Origin of the sequence: Corynebacterium lubricantis DSM 45231, assembly GCF_000379425.1 — a bacterium.
In the GTDB taxonomy this organism is placed as follows: domain Bacteria; phylum Actinomycetota; class Actinomycetes; order Mycobacteriales; family Mycobacteriaceae; genus Corynebacterium; species Corynebacterium lubricantis.
Genome location: NZ_KB902189.1, coordinates 1 through 16,970, shown reverse-complemented (window position 1 = coordinate 16,970; position 16,970 = coordinate 1). Strand labels below are relative to the sequence as shown.

General features: G+C 56.7%; 16 protein-coding genes. 11 read left to right on the top strand and 5 right to left on the bottom strand.

Annotated elements, in window-relative coordinates:
* Positions 1-3: 3 nt before the first annotated feature.
* The gene (locus A37O_RS0104945; protein WP_018296386.1) at positions 4-1,479 is read right to left on the bottom strand and encodes an Hsp70 family protein; all 1,476 of its coding nucleotides are present in this window, start codon (positions 1,477-1,479) and stop codon (positions 4-6) included.
* Between the two features lie 43 nt (positions 1,480-1,522).
* The gene (locus A37O_RS0104940) at positions 1,523-2,521 is read right to left on the bottom strand and encodes a malate dehydrogenase (protein ID WP_018296385.1); all 999 of its coding nucleotides are present in this window, start codon (positions 2,519-2,521) and stop codon (positions 1,523-1,525) included.
* Between the two features lie 326 nt (positions 2,522-2,847).
* Here A37O_RS0104940 and A37O_RS0104935 point away from each other — a divergent pair, with 326 nt between their 5' ends.
* Entirely contained in the window at positions 2,848-3,612 is a 765-nt protein-coding gene (locus A37O_RS0104935; protein WP_018296384.1) for a TetR/AcrR family transcriptional regulator, read from the top strand.
* On the opposite strand, the gene clpX is transcribed toward A37O_RS0104935, so the two are convergent.
* The 3 genes from clpX to A37O_RS0104920 all read right to left on the bottom strand — a co-directional run bounded on the left by clpX (position 3,609) and on the right by A37O_RS0104920 (position 6,479).
* The gene (clpX, locus tag A37O_RS0104930) at positions 3,609-4,886 is read right to left on the bottom strand and encodes an ATP-dependent Clp protease ATP-binding subunit ClpX (protein WP_018296383.1); all 1,278 of its coding nucleotides are present in this window, start codon (positions 4,884-4,886) and stop codon (positions 3,609-3,611) included. The two genes, A37O_RS0104935 and clpX, sit on opposite strands and share 4 nt — an antisense overlap.
* Before the next feature lie 202 nt (positions 4,887-5,088).
* Positions 5,089-5,736 carry a 3-oxoacid CoA-transferase subunit B gene (locus tag A37O_RS0104925; protein ID WP_018296382.1) on the bottom strand — a complete coding sequence of 216 codons (648 nt, stop codon included), beginning with the start codon at positions 5,734-5,736 and terminating at the stop codon, positions 5,089-5,091.
* A complete protein-coding gene (locus A37O_RS0104920) occupies positions 5,736-6,479 on the bottom strand; it encodes a CoA transferase subunit A (RefSeq protein WP_018296381.1) in 744 nt (247 codons plus the stop codon). Before A37O_RS0104920 ends, A37O_RS0104925 begins: the two co-directional genes overlap by 1 nt.
* 113 nt (positions 6,480-6,592) lie before the next feature.
* On the opposite strand from A37O_RS0104920, the gene A37O_RS0104915 reads away from it, so the two are divergent.
* The 10 genes from A37O_RS0104915 to A37O_RS14695 all read left to right on the top strand — a co-directional run.
* Positions 6,593-7,363, top strand: a complete 771-nt coding sequence (locus A37O_RS0104915) for an IclR family transcriptional regulator (protein ID WP_018296380.1) — start codon at positions 6,593-6,595, stop codon at positions 7,361-7,363.
* Between the two features lie 49 nt (positions 7,364-7,412).
* Positions 7,413-8,636, top strand: a complete 1,224-nt coding sequence (locus tag A37O_RS0104910; RefSeq protein ID WP_018296379.1) for an acetyl-CoA C-acetyltransferase — start codon at positions 7,413-7,415, stop codon at positions 8,634-8,636.
* 2 nt (positions 8,637-8,638) lie between these two features.
* Entirely contained in the window at positions 8,639-9,403 is a 765-nt protein-coding gene (pcaD, locus tag A37O_RS0104905; RefSeq protein WP_018296378.1) for a 3-oxoadipate enol-lactonase, read from the top strand.
* A 9-nt stretch (positions 9,404-9,412) separates the two neighbouring features.
* Positions 9,413-10,222, top strand: a complete 810-nt coding sequence (locus A37O_RS0104900; RefSeq protein WP_026196156.1) for an IclR family transcriptional regulator — start codon at positions 9,413-9,415, stop codon at positions 10,220-10,222.
* Positions 10,223-10,408: 186 nt separating this feature from the next.
* Positions 10,409-11,689 (top strand): cytochrome P450, encoded by a 1,281-nt coding sequence (locus A37O_RS0104895; protein ID WP_026196155.1) that lies wholly within the window; start codon positions 10,409-10,411, stop codon positions 11,687-11,689.
* A gap of 64 nt (positions 11,690-11,753) precedes the next feature.
* Entirely contained in the window at positions 11,754-12,851 is a 1,098-nt protein-coding gene (locus tag A37O_RS0104890) for a PEP/pyruvate-binding domain-containing protein (protein WP_018296375.1), read from the top strand.
* Positions 12,852-12,891: 40 nt separating this feature from the next.
* Positions 12,892-14,721 (top strand): PEP-utilizing enzyme, encoded by a 1,830-nt coding sequence (locus A37O_RS14700; protein ID WP_018296374.1) that lies wholly within the window; start codon positions 12,892-12,894, stop codon positions 14,719-14,721.
* 3 nt (positions 14,722-14,724) lie between these two features.
* A complete protein-coding gene (locus A37O_RS0104880) occupies positions 14,725-15,471 on the top strand; it encodes an SDR family NAD(P)-dependent oxidoreductase (RefSeq protein ID WP_018296373.1) in 747 nt (248 codons plus the stop codon).
* Positions 15,472-15,524: 53 nt separating this feature from the next.
* The gene (locus A37O_RS0104875; protein WP_018296372.1) at positions 15,525-15,845 is read left to right on the top strand and encodes a 2Fe-2S iron-sulfur cluster-binding protein; all 321 of its coding nucleotides are present in this window, start codon (positions 15,525-15,527) and stop codon (positions 15,843-15,845) included.
* Between the two features lie 44 nt (positions 15,846-15,889).
* On the top strand, positions 15,890-16,970 hold a 1,081-nt coding region (locus A37O_RS14695), incomplete at its 3' end, for an NAD(P)/FAD-dependent oxidoreductase (protein WP_018296371.1).

Genomic DNA, 16,970 nt, shown 5'->3' with positions numbered 1-16,970 from the left:
AGTTTAGCCGGTTGCAGCAGCGACCCCTACCTCGGCTTGGACTGTTACTTCAAACCCGTCATCGAGGGCGATATGAATCGTGGCCACACCGTCCGAGTCGATGGTGATCGTCTCACGGACCAGCGGCCCACTCCCCGACCGCGCGATCTCTACCTGCTGAAGATTGGCCACGTCGCGCAGGCCTCGCTCGAAAGGCACGCGCACCTCGGCGAGCACCGAGAAATCACCCGGGCTGTCGTCGTCCATGCTGGAGTACTCCACGTAGCGGAACACACCGACATTGTGCGCGGCCTGGTAGTTGCGCGTCACCTTGATTTCGCCATCGCTTTGCGACGAGTCCTCCGGCCCCACCAATTCATCGAAGCTGATGGTGGCACCTTCGTCTTCCTCACGGAACACGCCGATGCGCCGGGCTAGGCGGTCGCGCAGCTGGACTGCCGAATCAGGATCGGCGGCAATGGCCAAACCAACAGCGGTGGATGCCGTAGGCAGTGGCGAGCGGTGCACGCGGCGACCGAAGCGCTCGCGCAGAATCCGCGCCACCAGAGGCAGCGCCGATGCGCCGCCCACAAGGTAGAGGCCAGCGATTTCGGTTTCACGCAGGGAATCCTGCTCGCCGAGCAGCGGCTTCAGCGCCTCCACGGTGCTTTCTACCAATGGAGTGGCTGCCTCGAAGAAATCGGCGACGGGAACGACAGCTTCGCCGTCGGGCAGGTCGATGAGGATCTTCCTGGTCTGGGGCTTGATCTGTTCCTTAGCGCGGCGAATCGCATCCATGGTGCGCACCGGCACACCCGCAGAGAGCTGCTCAGGAGACAACGCCAGCCCCGCAAGGACATCGTCGAAATCATCGCCACCGAGTCGTGCAATACCCGTGGAGCGCTCGACCACGTGGTCGAGTCCGTCGATGCGCAGCAAGGTCGCATCAAAGGTGCCGCCACCAAGGTCGAAGACAATGATGGAGGTGCGCTTCGTGTTCAGGGTGCGGGAGTAGCGGTGGCTGTACTCAAAACCAGCAGCGCTGGGCTCGTTGACCAAGCCCAACACTGTGGCGCCGGCGCGGGTAAAAGCATCCACGGTAAGCAGGCGCTGCGCGGAACGCGCGTGAGCGGGAACGCCTAAGATCACTTCGATCGGCTCATCCGCAGCGACACCGGCCTTCAGCTTGTCAATGACATAGGCGGCAAAGTGCCCGAACACCGTAGACAGAGGGAAGACTTTGTCCCCGACCTTCACTTCGGTGTGCGCGGAGGCATCAGGTGCAGAAAGGTAACGCTTAAACGAGCGGGTGAGTTCCGCTCCCTCAAATGCTTCGGCATCCCAGCCAGACAGCAACTTTTCACCATCGTGGGCGATGACCGTAGGAATGAATTCCTGCGGGTCGCCCGCGGCATCGGTGACGTTAACTACTGGGTAGTTCCCCCGATCCACTTCCGCGATAACTGTTCGGGTGGTTCCAAAATCTATGCCGTAGCGCATGTATCCACCTTAGCCCGTCTGGTGGCTGCTGGCAGGTTATGAATTACAGCAAGTCGGACACGGACTCGCGCTCGGCGGAGAGCTCTTCAATGTTGGCCTGGATACGCTCGCGCTGGAAATCATTGAGCTCAAGTCCCTCAACAACCTTCCACTCTCCGCCTTCCGCGATCACGGGGAATCCGAAGACTAGGCCCTCTGGCACGCCGTATTCCCCGCGTGATGGAACAGCTACCGTGGTCCACGCACCGTTGGTGCCCTGTACCCAATCACGCATGTGGTCAACTGCCGACGATGCAGCCGAGGCCGCCGAAGACTTGCCGCGGACCTCGATGATTTCGGCTCCGCGCTTGGCCACACGCGGAATGTACTCCTCGGTGTACCAGGCCTGGTCGACCTCGTCGATAAGCTGCTTTCCTCGTGCCGTCGCGAACGTCAAGTCTGGAAATTGCGTCGCGGAGTGGTTGCCCCAGACGGCGAGCTGCTCAATTTCGCGCGTATTGATGTCGAGTTTGGTGGCCAGAATTGATTCCGCACGGTTGTGGTCAAGGCGCATCATGGCGTTGAAGCGTTCCGCCGGAATGTCCGGTGCGGAATTCGCCGCGATCAATGCGTTCGTGTTGGCGGGATTGCCCACGACAAGCACGCGCACGTCGTCGGCAGCATGACTATTGAGCGCAGCACCCTGTGGGCCGAAGATCGGGCCGTTGCCCTTCAACAGGTCGGCGCGCTCTTCGCCTTTTCCACGTGGCTTTGCACCAACAAGGAAGGCTGCGTTGACACCGTCAAAGGCCACATTGGCATCGTCGGTGACGTTGACTTTTGACAGGAGACCCAGGGCGGAATCTTCCAGCTCCAGCGCAACACCTTCCGCTGCCTGGACTGCCTGCGGAATATCGAGCAGGTTAATTTCTACTTCGCGATCCTGCCCAAATACTTCACCGGTGGCAATGCGCCACAGCAATGAATACGCAATATTTCCGGAAGCACCGGACACCGCTACTTTTACGGGAGTCTGCGCCTGGGACTGCTGGGAGTACACCATGTGATTTTCTACCTCATCTTCAGTTTGATCGTGATCGGGATAAACAGTTGTAGTTCGTTCCCACCACTGTACCGTTTTTAGCCTGTGGCAAACCTTGGTTTACTCACCCCGCGGTGAACGGAGCCGACAGCCCAAGAGACGCAGGTGTACCCCTATTCCCCCCTATTTACCGGGGAATTTCTCCCAAAAGTTTGGGAAAACCACACTTATCCACAATTCTGGGTGGGTTTCGGGCACGATAGGTTACGGAAGATGATTGCACCAATCCGTATAATTGTCCGCTTGTGCCATGACATCACGTGATTGCTGCTCGGAGGAAAGTGAACATGACTGACAGCAGAAATGCTCAGGAACAGGAACCCTTCGAGGCCGATTTACCGGAAGCCTCGAGTGGGGTTCCCGTCGAACATGTCATATCTATCGCCCTCGAATATTTTTCAGAACAAGGATTCGCCGATACCAAGCTCGATGCAATTGCCAAAGACTCTGGCATGTCGAAGAGAATGATTCACTATCATTTCGGCGACAAGAAGGGTCTGTATCAGCAAGCGCTGGTCTCGGCGATTAGCACCATGCAGCCTCCGGCTGAGTTGCTCGACCGGTCCTATGCTGTACCGGTCGAAGGGGTTCGCCGATTCGTTGATGCACTGTATTATCGGATGGCCGAGCGCCCCGAAGCGCTGCGTCTAATCATGCGCGAGAGCTTAAATCCCGTCCTTGAAGTAAAAGAGATGTCGGCAATCTCCGACTCCTCAGACCTCACGCTCCACCTCGAGCGTCTGCTCATGATGGGCCAGGATGTCGGCGCTTTCCGCCCCGATATTTCCGCGGATGACATCTTGGTGTTGATTATTTCGCTGACTAGTTACCGCGTGACCAGCCGTAATCTCACTTTGAACCTGTTCGATATTGATTTGCTGAGTCGGGAAAACACCGAGGGTATGCGCCGCTTCATCATTGATGCCGTGCTCGCCTTCTTGACTTCCAACATCCCTGATTCTGGTCATTCCAGCTACCTCACGCAAAAGTCGCCGGTACCTAATGATGAAGGTAACGGCGAACTTTATGGGATTGACAGCGAGATTTACTAAGCGCTCTTCTCTTCGTCGGCAAGCACGAAGGTTGGCTCTGCGTCCCCGCGCACAACCCCATCGGAGATGATGACCTCGACGACATCATCTCGGTCTGGAAGTTCGTACATGATCGGGACGAGAATTTCCTCCATGATCGCACGCAAGCCACGCGCACCGGTACCGCGCTCAGAGGCCTTATCGGCGATCTCGTTGAGTGCTGTGTCGGTGAAGGTTAGCTGTGCATCATCCATGGCAAAGAGACGCTCATATTGCTTGACCAGGGAGTTCTTCGGCTCGGTGAGCACGCGGACCAGTGATTCGCGATCAAGGTTATCTACTGTCGCGACAATCGGAAGACGGCCGATGAACTCAGGGATCAACCCGAATTTCACCAGGTCCTCCGGCTGGGCTTGAGAGAACAAGTTCTGCTTGCCGCGCTCGTCCGCGGAGTCGATCTCAGCGCCGAAGCCGATCCCCTTCTTGCCCACACGCTCGGCGACCACCTTGTCCAAGCCGGCGAACGCGCCTGCCACGATGAACAAGATATTTGAGGTATCTACCTGGATGAACTCCTGGTTCGGGTGCTTACGCCCACCCTGTGGAGGCACCGATGCGACAGTGCCTTCGAGGATTTTCAGCAGTGCCTGCTGCACGCCTTCACCCGACACGTCGCGGGTGATCGAGGGGTTCTCGCTCTTGCGCGAGATCTTGTCTACCTCGTCGATATAAATGATTCCGCGCTGTGCACGATTCACGTCGAAGTCAGCTGCCTGCAGCAGCTTCAGCAGAATATTTTCTACGTCTTCGCCGACATATCCGGCTTCGGTCAGGCTTGTGGCATCAGCGATAGCGAAGGGCACGTCGAGCATGCGCGCTAAGGTCTGCGCCAAATAGGTCTTACCGGAACCAGTAGGCCCCAGCAGGAGGATATTGGACTTTGAGATTTCCACGCTGTCGTCGCGCTTGCTTCGCGACGAGGCCTGGTCTTCGGCCTTGATCCGCTTGTAATGGTTGTACACGGCGACAGACAAGGTGCGCTTCGCGCTGTCCTGCCCAATCACATATTGATCGAGGAAGGAAGAAATCTCGGAAGGACGAGGGAGACGATTCTCCTCGGAGGAGTTTTCATCCTGAGCAGCCTGGAGTTCTTCTTCGATGATCTCGTTGCACAGTTCAATGCACTCATCGCAGATATAAACGCCACCGCCGGCGATGAGCTTCTTGACTTGCTTTTGGCTCTTCCCGCAGAAGGAACACTTGAGCAGGTCGGAGCTATCTTGGGTGATTGCCATAAGGGAACTTAAACTCGCTTCGCTGTACTCGAGAGATCAAATTTTCACTCTCTGATCTCTTCATGAACTACTGCATTCCTCAACACTCAAAGCGTGAAGAATATTGCCATCGGGTGAAGATTGATTGTATCGTCCCCACCCGACATAGCCCTTTTGATTCTAATCGGCGAGTCAAGTTCCCTCGGTCAATTCTCTCGAGTTCCTACTTCAGGTTCTCGGCGATTTCATAAGGCGCCTCGGTGACTTCGCGAACGGAGTCAAGAGTCTCGCCCTCAGCAACCTCGACGAGGGTGAGGCCCTTCTTGGAATCAACCTCGAAGACCGCGTAGTTGGTCACGATCAAATCGACGCACTTCGAACCGGTAAGTGGAAGTTTGCACTCAGTCAGGACCTTCGAATCACCCTTCTTGGTGGTGTGGTCCATCATCAAGATGATCTTCTTCGCGCCGTGGACGAGGTCCATTGCGCCGCCCATGCCCTTGACCATCTTGCCTGGAATCATCCAGTTGGCCAGGTCACCGTACTGCGAGACCTCCATTGCTCCGAGGACTGCCACGTCGATAGCGCGGGAACGGATCATTCCGAAGGATTCGGAGGAGGAGAAGAAAGAACCACCAGGGCCGATAGTGATGGTTTCCTTGCCTGCGTTGATCATCTCCGGATCAACTTCGTCGTCCTTCGGGTAAGCGCCGACGCCGAGGATGCCGTTTTCAGAGTGCAGGACAACTTCGAGGCCCTCTGGCAGGAAGCCAGGAATCAGGGTGGGCATACCGATGCCCAGGTTGACGTACTGGCCATTTTCAAGCTCTTCGGCGGTGCGAGCCGCCATTTGTTCACGATTCCAAGTCATTAGTTGCTCACCGTCCTGTTTTCGATGCCCGTTTCCTGTGGTCCGACCTCGACCACACGGTCGACGTAGATACCTGGCAGGTCGATCTCTTCTGGGCTGATTTCATCGACCACGAACTCCGCCTGGACGATGGTGACCTTGCCGCTCTTTGCAGCATCTGGGTTGAAGTTTTGTGCCGTCTTCGAGAACACGACGTTGCCGTAACGGTCTGCCTTGTTGGCATGAACGAAAGCGAAATCTGCGCGAATGCCCTCTTCCATCACGTAGGCCTCGCCATTGAACTCACGAACTTCCTTAGGGCGGGAGTATTCCGCGATGGTGCCGTCAGTGTTGTAACGCGTTGGGATGCCACCCTCGGCGAGCTGGGTACCCACACCGGCCTTGGTGTAGAACGCCGGAATACCTGCACCACCAGCGCGAAGGCGCTCAGCGAGGGTACCCTGTGGGGTGAACTCCACAGTGAGCTCACCGGAGAGGTACTGGCGGGCATATTCCTTATTCGAGCCGATGTACGAGCCGATGGAACGGGAGATTTTTCCATCCTCGAGCAGCAGGCCGAGGCCGAAACCGTCGGTGCCAAGGTTGTTGGAAATGATGGTTAGGTCGCCGGCACCTTGTGCACGGAGAGCGTCGATCAGTCGGGCAGGGATGCCAACCAAGCCAAAACCACCAACGGCGATGGAAGCGCCGTCAGGGATGTCAGCCACAGCCGCATCTACGGAAGCGATTGTTTTATCAAGCATGGGTCCACCTTACATGGACGTTCACTTGTTGCACAAGGGTTCACAAGGCGCACTTTTTTCGCTAAGCTAAGCAACACACCTCACACCGAAAAGACCAAAAGGAGGGGCACAACATGGCGGAATCCCCACACGTCCAGTCACTTTCACGTGGTCTGGCCGTGATCCGGTCCTTCAATGCGCAGCATCCTCGCCAGAATCTCTCCAGCGTCGCGGAGGCCACCGGGCTCGCCCGCGCCACCGCGCGCAGGTTCTTGCACACCCTGGTTGCGGAAGGCTACGCCGACACCGATGGTTCGGAGTTTTGGCTCACCCCCGCAATCTTGGAACTGGGTTACTCGTATATGTCAGGGCTCGGCCTGCCTGCGATCGCTCAACCCCACTTGGAAAAGCTCTCGCGCACTATTGATGAGTCCTGTTCCTTGTCGGTTCTGGATGGTACTGAGGTGGTTTATGTTGGCCGCGTCCCGGTACGCCGCATCATGACGGTCAATATCACTATCGGCACTAGGTTTCCCGCCTATGCCACGTCCATGGGCCGCGTACTTCTTGCCGGGCTCACCCCCGACGCGCTCGACCGCTATTTTGAGTCCGCCGAGATCAACACCCTGACACCGATAACGAAAATCGATGAAGTCGATTTACGTGCCACCTTGCAACAAGTGCGCAATGATGGATGGTGCCTGGTTGACCAAGAGCTCGAACCAGGGCTGCGTTCCCTCGCAGCACCTATTCACAATTCGTCCGGAGAAGTCATCGCTGCGGTGAATATTTCCACTCAGACCTCAGTCCGCTCGTTGGACACCTTGGTGGAAGATTTTCTCCCCGAGCTGCTCTCAACCTGCAGAGACATCTCCAAAGACTTAATCGCCACGGCCCAGACTTAGAACAGCACCAGTTTTCTCACCAGCTTCGATCTCCTCAGAAAGGCATCTCATGTCTAACCCCACCGATATTGTCATCTGTAACCCAAAGCGCACCGCTGTCGGCCGCTACGGTGGTGCGTTCACCGGCGTCCCTGTCCAGGATCTCGCGTCCATCGTCGTCAAGGCTGTCGTCGAAGAGTCCGGTGTTAACCCGGAGCAGATCGATGACCTCATTCTTGGCCAGGCCTCGCCAAACGGTGCTGCCCCAGCCCTCGGCCGCGTAGTCGCGCTCGATGCAGGTTTGGGCGAGTCCGTTCCGGGCATGCAGTTGGATCGTCGTTGTGGTTCCGGCCTGCAGGCCATCGCCACCGCGGCGGCACACATTTCCGCTGGCGCAGCAGATCTCATCATCGCTGGTGGTGCGGAATCTATGTCGCGCACCGAGTACACGGTCGACGCAGACATCCGCTGGGGCAAGAAGGGCGGCGACATGGTGCTGCACGATCGCCTCGCAGAGGGCCGCGAAAAGGCCGGCGGCAAGAACCACCCAATCCCTGGCGGCATGATCGAGACCGCTGAAAACGTCCGCATCGAGTACAAGATCCCACGCGAGAAGCAGGACGAGATGGCATACCACTCTCACCAGCGCGCAGCAGCTGCCACTGATGCTGGCCACTTCAGCGCCGAGATCGTTCCAGTTGCGGTCCCACAGCGCAAGGGCGATCCCATCATCGTGGACAAAGACGAGCACATCCGCCCAGAGACCACCTTGGAGTCCCTGGCTAAGCTACGTCCCGTCATGGGCCGCCAGTTCGACGATGCTACCGTCACCGCCGGTAACGCTTCGGGCCAGAACGATGGTGCCGCAGCCATGATCGTGACCACCCGCGCCAAGGCCGAAGAGCTCGGCCTGTCTCCATCCCTCACTCTCAAGGGCTGGGCCGTCGCCGGTGTCGCTCCTGAAACCATGGGCATTGGCCCTGTCGCTGCGACGAAGAAGCTCTTCGACCGCCTCGACCTGACCTTCGACGACATCGATCTCATCGAGCTCAATGAGGCCTTCGCAGCACAGGCTCTGGCTTGCTTGGAGGATTGGGGCATTTCGCCTGACGACGAGCGCCTCAACCCATCCGGTTCTGGTATCTCCTTGGGCCACCCAGTTGGTGCTACCGGCGCTCGCATGATGGTCACCGCATCGCACTACATGGCGCGCACCGATGCCAAGCGCGCACTGGTCACCATGTGTATCGGTGGCGGCCAGGGTCTTGCAGCTGTCGTCGAGAAGGAAGCATAAACGTGACAATCCTGCACTACGTAGAACGCGGCGACGCGAGCAACCCAACCGTGGGTTTCCTCGGCTCGATCGCCTCGACCACTGAGATGTGGGCCCCTCAGCTCGACGCACTCGAGGGCACCCACCATGTCGTAGCCATCGATCACCGCGGACACGGGCAGTCCCCTGTCGCCGATGTCGCACCGGGTGAGACCTCTATCGACGATCTTGCCAACGACGTGCTTGCCACCCTTGATCAGGCCGGTGTGGACTCGTTCAAGTTGGTCGGACTGTCCATGGGTGGAGCGATCGCTCAGTACCTGGCTGCAACCTCCGATCGCGTGGAAAAGGTCGCCCTGTGCTGTACTGCCACCAAGTTCGGCGGTCCAGAAAAGTGGCAGGGTCGCGCGAAGCTGACCCGCGCCGAGGGCATGGCCCCGATGGCCGACGGCGTGGTGGACCTCTGGTTCACCGATTCCTTCAAGGAAAATAACCCTACCGAGGTCGCTAAATACGTTGAGATGATCATGTCCACCCAGGGAGAGGGCTACGCGCAGGGCGCTGATGCTCTTGCTTACTGGGACTTTGCAGATCGTCTCGGCGAGATCACCGTTCCAGTGCTCACCATCGCTGGTGACCAGGACAAGTCCACGCCTCCTTCCGCCTTGGAGGAGATCGCTGCGGGTGTCTCCGGCGAGGTCACTTCCGTAGTGGTCTCCCCCGGCGCGCACGTACCTACCGTGGAGTCGCCGGAGCAGTTCACCAAGGCATTGGTGGATTTCTTGTAGTCTGGCGCCATGTCTGGCGGAAATAAAACTCCCGGCCGTTCGGTGCTCTCGAAAGCCTCCGCAATTTTGGGGCTCTTCGAGACGCAGCGACGGCCGTTGCCCCTTTTTGAGATCGCGAGTCAAACCGATCTGCCTGTCAGTTCCGTACATCGGCTTTTAACAGAAATGTGCGAACTCGGATTGCTTAATCGCACCCAGGACAACCGCTACCAACCAGGAATCCGGGTATGGAAGCTCGGAGAGTCCGTGGGATACCAACTCCGCGCCACGGCATTTCCGTTTGTCCAAGACCTATATACGCAAACTGGGCAAACCACGCACCTCGCAATTCGAGACGGCAATCAGGTGCTTTACCTCATGCGTTTGTACGGCACGAAGCGAATTCCCAAGACGTCTGCGACGGGCGGGCACCTGCCCATTCACACGACGGCCGTAGGCAAAGCTATTCTGGCCCACGAGCCCCCCGAAGTCATTTCCGCGATTCTCGAGGCAACAGACCTACATAGTGGGCATACGGGCCCCAATGCCATCCTCGACTCGTCACGCATTATCCCTGAACTCGAGCAGGTCCGGCGACATGGTTATGCGATGACATTCGAGGAACAACGCGTGGGAACAGCAAGCATCGCAGCTCCTATTTTCCATGGTGACCAGGTCGGCGGTGGCTTGGGAATCGTCGTCTCCGCAGATCAGCGCTCTTCTCTCCACAAAATGCTCCCATTGCTGCGCGAAGCAAGCCTGAAGATTGAAAAAGCAACCGTCATTACTCCGCTGGAATCCTTAATTTCGGACCGAAACAAGCCAACGCCGCAAAGCTAGATCATCCCTTTGAGCTGCACTTACCGAGTGCATTTCCACTCAGTGGAAATCTAGGTTCTCTCCCCAGAGTTAAAAGTTGGATACTTCACTGCAAGCCATTCGCGGTGATGCGGATCACGATTCTAGTTAATCGAGACTCATCCCTCGCTGGCCAAGTATCCACCTACTAGCTTCTGGGATGATCCTATGACGAACAGCGCTAACAGCACTTCAGCACCAGCACAGGGCTGCCCTTTTGGACACGGAGCAGAAAAGTCTCACCACGGCTACGAGCCGTTCCAAATGAAAAATCCTTTTCCTGCATATTCCGAGCTGCGCAAGAACGAACCAATTATGTTCGACGAGCGAATCGGATACTGGGTTGTTTCAACGTACGACGACATCAAAAACGTTTTCGACGACTGGGAAACCTTCTCCTCTGAGAATGCTCAAGCTCCAGTTCGCGAGCGCGGCCCCCAAGCCACCCAAATCATGAAAGACGGTGGATTCACCGCCTACTCCGGATTGTCGGCACGTGTTCCTCCCGAGCACACCCGCATCCGAGAAATCGCACAGAAGGCCTTCACCCCTCGCCGCTACAAGGCACTGGAACCAGACATTCGCCAAGGAGTGCAGCAGCGCCTCGAAGCCATGCTCGCCCGCGATTCCAAGGAAGGCGAGATGGTGCAGGACTTGGCCTATGACATCCCAACGATCACCATTTTGACCTTGATCGGCGCGGATACCAGCAAGATTGACACTTACAAGAAGTGGTCCGATTCCCGCGCCGCCATGACCTGGGGAGATCTTAGCGACGAAGAGCAGATCCCCCATGCGCACAATCTCGTCGAATACTGGGCAGAATGCCAGCGCCTAGTTCAGGAAGCTAAGTCGAATCCCACCGACGACCTGACCTCCGACCTAGTCCGCTTCCAAAGCGAAGGCGGCGAGATCTCCGATCACGAAATCGCCTCTCTGCTCTATTCCCTACTCTTCGCCGGGCATGAGACCACCACAACGTTGATTTCAAATTGTTTCCGAGTACTCCTTGCTCACCCTGATCAGTGGCAGGAACTGGTGGAAAATCCGAAGAAGATTCCTAGCGCAGTCGATGAGACTCTTCGCTACTCAGGTTCTATCGTCGGCTGGCGTCGAAAAGCGCTCCGCGACACCGAAATCTCTGGACAAAAAATCAAAAAGGGCGACGGCCTGCTTCTGCTCATGGGCTCCGCAAACCGGGACGAATCGCGTTTCGACGAGGGCGAAGAATTCGATATCTCGAGGAAAAATGCGCGCGAGCACTTGTCTTTCGGATACGGGATTCACTATTGCCTCGGCAACATGCTTGCAAAACTGCAGGCGAAGATCTGCCTGGAAGAAGCCACCCGTCTCGCACCCTCGATGCGGCTGACCGACACCGACACGGAATTTCGCGAGAACCTCTCATTCCGAGTCCCAATCTCCGTACCAGTGACTTGGGACGCCTAACTCCCCCTTTATCAAAGCTTCAGATCCCAAACCCTAACAAGTATCAATCAAGTCGAGGTCAACCATGTACAACAACATCCCATTTGTTCAGCACTTTCACGAAGACCGTGAGCCAGAACTCGAGGTACTCGGCGGCAAGGGTGCTTCGCTCGTTTCCATGACTGCAGCTGAGATGCCAGTACCTCCCGGATTCGTCGTAACAACAGCTAGCTTCGATTCTTTTATGGAAGAAGCCGGTATTGCAGAACAGATTCACAATGCCTTAGAGAAGATCGATCCTGAGGATGTCAAAGCTGTTGATGAACTCTCGCAGAAGATCCGAGATGCCCTCTGTTCGCGCAAGGTTCCCACCGCAACCCGTGCCGCAGTCGTTGAGGCCTATGAGTCCTTAATGGAGCAATGCGGCGGCGAAGTTCCTGTCGCAGTGCGCTCTTCGGCAACCGCGGAAGATCTCCCTGATGCTTCCTTTGCCGGCCAGCAGGACACTTACCTCTGGCAGGTGGGACTCGACTCCGTTACCGAACATATTCGTAAGTGCTGGGCCTCGCTCTACACATCGCGTGCCATCATCTACCGCCTCAAGAACAACATCCCGAATGAAGGCCTCTCGATGGCCGTCGTCGTGCAGAAGATGGTCAACTCCGCGGTCGCCGGTGTCGCGATGACCCTCAACCCCACCAACGGCGATATTTCAAAGATCGTCATTGACGCTTCATGGGGAGTCGGAGAAATGGTCGTGTCCGGCGAGGTGACGCCGGATAACCTGCTCCTGGACAAGATCACTTTGCAGATTGTGTCCGAACATATCGGTGCCAAAACCGCCGAATTGGTCCCTGATGCGAAGGCAAAGGCACTGGTTCAGCGCGACGTTCCCCAAGAGCGCGCCAACGTGCGTTGCCTAACGGATGACGAAGTCGTCCAAGTTGCGAAGATGGCCAAGCGCGCCGAGAAGCACTACAAGTGTCCGCAGGACATCGAGTGGGCTCTTGATGCTGACCTGCCTGCTGGAGAAAACCTTCTCCTTTTGCAGTCTCGCCCAGAAACTGTGCACTCCAATGGCTCCGCAAAACCAGCTGAGAAAACTTCTGCTGCAAGCCCGACACCCGGCTCTGGATTCGACCTCGGGTCGATCACGTCTGCTGTCATGAGCGCTTCCAAGTAAACCTAACCAATTCCCCCCACTAATTTGAATGGAGCCAACCATGGCTAAGACATCGTTTCCTCGCCCTTCCGAGCTTCCCGTACCTGCTGGCGCCGAAGGCTGGGAGAAGATCTACCCGTACTACCTCACCTTCCGCGATGAATTGATGGAAGAAGAGGACAAGAAGTTCTGGTTCTGCGATTCTCAGCACTGGCCAACCGTATTCAAGCCTTTCGAAACGATCGGTGGCGAATACGCCGTGAAGTGTTTGGGCCAATACAATGCACGTCATTTGATGATCCCAACGGCCAAAGGCATCGAGTTCCGAATCCACTTGGGCTACCTCTACATGTCTCCTGTGGCAGTGCCGAAGGAAGAAATTGAAGCTCGCATTCCCGAGTTTCAGGCTCGCATTTCCCATTACTTCCAGAACTGGGACACCTTGCTTGAGGCTTGGAAGGTGAAGGTCCGCGGCACCATCGCGGATTTGGAAGCACTCGAATTCAAAGCCCTTGCCGACATTGTCCCGATGGAAGACATTGAATCTGGAAAAGCCAAGGACGGTTCGGAAGTTCTGCTGGAGAACTATGACAAGCTAATCTCGCTTACCTACCAAAACTGGCAGTACCACTTCGAGTTCCTCAATTTGGGTTATATCGCCTACCTGGACTTCTTTAACTTCTGTAAGGAAGTATTCCCGTCCATCCCTGAGCAATCAGTAGCAACTATGGTCCAGGGTGTGGACATGGAGCTATTCCGCCCTGACGACGAGCTCAAATTGCTCGCCATGAAAGCTGTTGAGCTGGGAATTGATGGGCTCTTCTCCAATCCGGACGATGTCGAAGGTACTTTGGCCGCGATTGCTCAAGCAGAGGGCGGCAACGCCTGGATCGAGCAGTGGGAAAATGCCCAGGACCCATGGTTCAACTTCACCATTGGAAATGGTTTCTATGGCCACGATAAGTACTGGATTGATCACCTCGAAATCCCACTAGGCTTCATCGCGGACTACGTACGACGCCTCCAAGAAGGCCAGGTAATTTGGCGCCCGAAGGAAGAGCTGCTGGCCGAAAAGGACCGCGTTGTCGAAGAGTATCGAGAGCTGCTCAGCGGTGACAACCTGGCGAACTTCGATGCCAAGCGTCAGCTGGCAGCCACCGCTTACCCATACGTTGAGAATCACAACTTCTACATCGAGCACTGGACCATGGGAGTGCTCTGGCGCAAGGTCCGCGAGCTCTCCAAGCTGCTCCACTCGCTGGGATTCTGGCCTGAAGAAGACGATTTGCTGTACCTCAATCGCAATGAGGTCCGCGATGCTTTGTTCGATTACGTCACCGCACACGGCGTGGGCGCACCAGGGGGATCAATCGGACCAACGTACTGGCCAGAGATCATCGCGGAGCGAAAGGAAATCGTCGCAGCACTCAAGACTGCTCGCCCACAGCCGGCGCTGAACACCCCACCTGAGGAAATCACCGAACCGTTCACCCGCATGCTCTGGGGTATTACCACCGAGCAGGTTAATTCCTGGCTCGGCGCAGATGACGAAGACTCCGATGGCATCCTGCGTGGAATGGCCGCATCTACCGGTGTGGTGGAAGGCTACGCGCGAGTGATTATGGATTCCGACCAGCTCGGCGAAATCCAGCAGGACGAGATTCTGGTCGCTCCCATCACCGCTCCGAGTTGGGGACCGGTCTTCGGCAAGCTCAAGGCAACCGTGACCGATATCGGTGGCATGATGAGCCACGCCGCAATCGTCTGCCGCGAGTACGCACTCCCCGCTGTCACCGGCACGGGCACCGCTTCAGTCACGATCAAAACGGGCCAAAAGCTGCGTGTCGACGGCACCAAGGGCACCGTTGAGATCCTTGAAGACGTGGTGTAGCCAATGCTTGATCACAAAACCGTTCTCATCACTGGTGCCGCCGGCGGCCTTGGTCGCGCATTTGCCCTCGGCTTCGGCGGCGCAGGCTATGCGGTGGCAGTGGCCGATATCAATGCGGCTGGTGCACAAGAAACCGCGGAATTGCTGCAGGCAGAAGGCGTCAACGCAGCGGCATTCGAGGTAGATGTCACCTCCACCTCGTCAACCGAGCAACTTGCAAAAAACGTTGCAGAATTTGGTGACGGAACCATCGATGCACTCATCAATAACGCAGCTATCTATGCCACGGTGCAGCGCAGCCCCTTTGAAGAGATTGACCCTTCCGAATGGGACCTAGTGATGGGGGTCAACCTCAAAGGTCCGTGGCTCATGGCCCGAGCTGCGAGCCCGTACCTGGCGGAAAACGGGCGCGTCATCAATATCTCGAGCGCAACCGTGTTCTCCGGGTCTGCACAATGGGCGCACTACGTAGCTTCCAAAGGTGGCGTGATTGCGCTAACCCGCGTACTGGCCAAGGAACTCGGTTCCCGAGGTGTTACCGCCAACTGCATCGCCCCCGGATTCACGCTGACCGATGCCAGCCTCAATTTGATGGAAGACGCAGAAAGCTACGGCGTCGATCGTGGAGCCATCAAGCGTTCGAGCCAACCTGAAGACATCGTCGGAACTGCTCTTTTCCTTGCCAGTGATGCCGCAGGCTACATGACGGGACAAACACTCGTCGTTGACGGTGGACGCCAGTTCATCTAGCCCGAGTTGTACCTGCTATTTCTCCTGACTCACAAACCCGAAAGAAGACTCTCATGCCACAGATCGACTTCACAGACTACGAAGGTAATACGACAACTATTGAAGCCAACGTTGGCGATTCAGTGATGGAAACCGCTGTCCGTAACGGAATCGAAGGAATCGTCGCTGAATGCGGCGGCTCGCTCTCATGCGCAACCTGCCACGTCTTCGTCGATGAAGCAGATGCCAATGAGCTTCCGCCAATGAGCGACATGGAAGACGAAATGCTCTACGGCACGGCCGTGGACCGTCAAGACAACTCTCGCCTGTCCTGTCAGATCCCAGTGACGGAAGACATGCACTTGTCGGTCACGACACCCGAAACGCAAGTGTAGAACTCGCTGCGCGGAACACTCTCCGATTAATGAAGGAAACCACCATGACGAAGGCAGAAACAACTGGCCTGCTGATCATTGGATCAAGTCAGGCAGGAGTTCAACTTGCAATCTCGCTACGAGCGCTCGGGTATGAATCGCACATCACGCTGCTTGGCGACGAGAACCACCGCCCGTATCAGCGCCCGGCGCTCTCAAAGGAGTACCTGCAAGGAAAATACGACAAAGAGCGACTGATCTTTCGCAGCCAGGACTACTGGGACGATCACAATATCAGTGTTGTGAAGAACTCCCGGATTGCATCTATAGATTCGAATCCAGATGGATCCGGAATCGCAACCAGCACTGACGGTACGACCTACCAGTTTGAACGGGTCGCTCTAGCAGTTGGCGCGCGGGCTAGGAAGCTCGATATCCCAGGCTCCGACGCAGAGGGAATTATCTATCTGCGTAATGCCGATGATGCACTCAAATTGCGCGCCTCTTTGGATTCCGTCACCGACGTTGTGGTCATTGGTGGAGGATTCATCGGACTAGAAGCAGCCTGTTCTTTCCATGGAATGGGGATGAATGTCACTGTCGTCGAGCGCGGGCCACGGCTTGTAGGCCGCGCGGTGGGAGAAGAAACCGCTGACTATTTCCTCCACGCACACACTAACCGTGGCCTGAACATCAAGCTCGACACCGGAGTCAATGAGATTCGCGAAGAAAACGGGCGTGTGACGGGAGTCGTCCTAGATAGTGGCGAGGAGATTCCCGCGCAGATTGTGTTGGTGGGCATCGGAGTTATTCCAAACACGGAACTAGCCGCCGACATGGGCCTAGAAATCAACAATGGCATTGTCGTTGATCGCTATGCACTTGCCTCTGATGGGACGACCATCGCCATTGGCGACGTAGCCAATATTCCCAACCCGTTGGAAAGCCTCTTCCCCGACAGCCGAGTCCGGATTGAGAGGGTTGCGTCCAATAGTGTGGTGTACAGCTACCGCCTGGTGAACCCCCCCTGCCGACCAGCAAGGAGACCACCGCGGTACCTTTCGACTCAGCTCCTACACATCCTCGAAAGGACACCAACGATGGCCTCCGCGCCCAATCATATCGACCCCACCGGATACCTCGACG